Source organism: Nonomuraea sp. NPDC003201 (assembly GCF_053590415.1).
On the sequence record NZ_JBSFTC010000651.1, the window covers coordinates 1 to 2,557 of the forward strand.

Below are 2,557 nucleotides of genomic sequence, written 5' to 3' on the forward strand. Positions count from 1 at the left end.
CCGCCGCCCGCACGACCTGCCCGGCGCGATCACCCTGGCGCTCGGCACCGCCGCGCTGCTCGCCGGGGTCACCGAGGGCCGGCTGGGCTGGAACCGGCCCGTCGTGTACGCGTCGTTCGCCGCCGCGGTCGTGCTGCTGGCCGCGTTCACGCTGATCGAGAACCGCCGCCGCGAACCCCTCATCGAGCTCGGCCTGCTGCGCCGCCCGCTCTTCCTGGTGGCCACCTCGGGCGCGTTCGTCACCGGGATCGCCGTCATCGGGATGATGAGCTACCTGCCGACCGTGCTCCAGGTGACCCGCTCGCTCACCCCGCTCACCAGCGCCGTGCTGTTCTCGCTGTGGTCGGGCATGTCGTTCCTGGCCTCCCTGCTGGCCCGGCACCTGCGCGTCCACTCGGGCGTCCGCCTCGCGCTCGGCCTGCTCCTGTCCGCCGCCGGAGCCCTGCTCACGCTCGGGGTCGCGGACGCCGCCCCCTGGACGCGGGTCGTCGCCGGCCTGGTGGTGGGCGGCCTCGGCAGCGGGCTCATCAACGCCTCGCTGACCCATCTGGCCATCGAGAGCGTGCCGCTCGCCAGGGCGAGCATGGGGTCGGGCGCCAACAACACCGCCCGGTACGTCGGCTCCTCCCTGGGCGTGGCCGCCATGGCCACCACGATCGGCGCGCTCGGCTGGCAGCACGGCACCGACGTCACCACGGTCGCCTACGCCGCCATCGCGGCCCTCGCCGCCGCCCTCACCCTCACCCTCGGCCGCTCCCGCACATGAGCGCGTCGCGCCGCCGGATCGTGGCGGGCTCAGGAGGGGTCGCGCCGCCGGATCGTGGCGGGCTCAGGGGAGGTCGCGCCGCCGGATCGTGGCGGGGATCAGGGGACGAGGACCAGGCGGCCGCGCAGGCCGCCCTTGGCCAGGCGGCGGTGGGCGGCGGCGACCTGGTCCAGGGGCAGCGCCTCGGCCACGCGGAGGGTGAGGGAGCCGGCCTCGACCAGCGCGACCAGGTCCGCGAGGCGGGCGCCGTCGGCTCGGATCCAGTGATCGAACACCTGGGTGCCGCGCAACGGCAGCGGCGCCCCGCCCGCGACCAGCGCGGCGAAGACGCCGCCCGAGCGGACGGCGTCCAGGGCCGCCGCCCCGGTCACCGCGGCGTCCAGCGCCCCGTCCACGCCGCCCGGCACGAGAGCGCGTACGGCCTCGCCCAGCCGCGCCGTACGCGGCACGAACCACTCGGCGCCGAACCCGCGCACCAGCGGCTCGTCCTCGGCGCCGGCCACCGCGACCACCCGCAGCCTGCGCGCGGCGGCCAGCTGCACGGCGAACCCGCCCACGGCCCCGGCCGCGCCGGTGACCAGCAGCGTCCGCCCGGCGGCCAGCTCCAGCCGGTCGAGCGCCTGCACCGCGGTGAGCCCGTTGAGCGGCAACGTCGCGGCCTCCACCGGCGAACGGCCCGACGGCGCGCGGGTGACCGCGTCCGCGTCGAGGACGACGTACTCGGCCTGGGCGCCGAGCGGCACGTCGAGGCGGTCCGACAGGCCGATCACCCGCTCGCCCGGCACGACACCGGTCACGCCGGGGCCCACCGCGTCCACGGTCCCGGCCACGTCCCAGCCGATGCCGATCACGTCCCGGGCCGGCAGCAGGCCCGCCTCGCTGAGCGCCCCGGACCGGGTGGCCAGATCGACGGGATTGACCGTCGCCGCCTCGACCCGGACGCGGACCTGCCGCTCCCGGACTACGGGCACCGGCACGTCCACGATCTCCAGCACCTCGGGCCCGCCGAAAGCGTGAATGACAACTGCGCGCATCGATAACTCCCTCATCAGGTTTCGCTACGACGAACCTACGGAGAGCTGCTCTCCATCGGGAAGTACGCACTTCAAGGTGCGTACCGCACGCGGACGAGCGTGGCTCGGAGCTGGGGACGCGGTCGGCGCGCGGCTGTCCGCCTGCGCCGCGACGGGGGTCGACGAGGTCGCCCGGGTGCCGGTGAGCACGGACCGCGATCCCGGGGGCGCGGCCACGCTGAAGGCGCTGAGCGGCTGAGGCGGTAGGTTGGCGGTCCGTGTCATGGAGATCACGATTATGGTGGGGCGCCGCCCTCACCGTCGCCGCCCTCGGGGCGGCCTACACGTTTCTGCTGCCGGAACGCTTCTTCTTCGGGTACGTCGGCTACGCCGCGTTCTGCCCCGGCCGTGAGCTCTTCGACGAGCAGGGGTACTGGCTGCGGGTCGTGGCCGTGTACTTCCCGCCCCTGTGGTACGCGGGCGCGCCGGCGGTCGCCCTCGGCTTCGCCGCCCACTGGCTGAGCACCCGCCTGGGCCGGCCCCGGATCGGACGGGTGACCGCGCGGATGGCGGCCGGGGCCGTGCTCGTGGTGTACGGCGCCGGCCCGCTGGCCTTCCTCGCGGACGTGGCCATCGACCGGGGCTGCGTCTCCGGCTGGGGCGGGCCGGAAGGAGTCGCGTTCTCCCTGGACTGGACCGTCGCGCCCGCGCTGGCCGCGCTCTGCGCGCTGGCCGCCGTGCGACGACCCCGCCACCGCCTGAGGGCCCTGCTGCGGGC

The 2,557-nt window shown here is 75.9% G+C and carries 4 protein-coding genes; 3 read left to right on the forward strand and 1 reads right to left on the reverse strand.

What is annotated here, in order from left to right:
* The coding region (locus ACWDX9_RS62280; protein ID WP_449973277.1) for an MFS transporter at positions 1-766 on the forward strand (766 nt) is incomplete at its 5' end.
* A 98-nt stretch (positions 767-864) separates the two neighbouring features.
* On the opposite strand, the gene ACWDX9_RS62285 is transcribed toward ACWDX9_RS62280, so the two are convergent.
* Entirely contained in the window at positions 865-1,800 is a 936-nt protein-coding gene (locus ACWDX9_RS62285) for an NADP-dependent oxidoreductase (RefSeq protein WP_449973278.1), read from the reverse strand.
* A gap of 76 nt (positions 1,801-1,876) precedes the next feature.
* Between ACWDX9_RS62285 and ACWDX9_RS62290 the strand changes: the two genes are divergently transcribed.
* Both ACWDX9_RS62290 and ACWDX9_RS62295 read left to right on the forward strand, forming a co-directional pair.
* On the forward strand, positions 1,877-2,038 hold the full coding sequence (locus ACWDX9_RS62290; protein WP_449973279.1) for a hypothetical protein: 162 nt from the start codon (positions 1,877-1,879) through the stop codon (positions 2,036-2,038).
* Between the two features lie 19 nt (positions 2,039-2,057).
* The coding region (locus ACWDX9_RS62295) for a hypothetical protein (RefSeq protein WP_449973280.1) at positions 2,058-2,557 on the forward strand (500 nt) is incomplete at its 3' end.

Excerpts from the sequence above, each read along its gene's own strand:
- ACWDX9_RS62285 (WP_449973278.1), bottom strand. The coding sequence starts at position 1,800 with ATGCGCGCAGTTGTCATTCACGCTTTCGGCGGGCCCGAGGTGCTGGAG.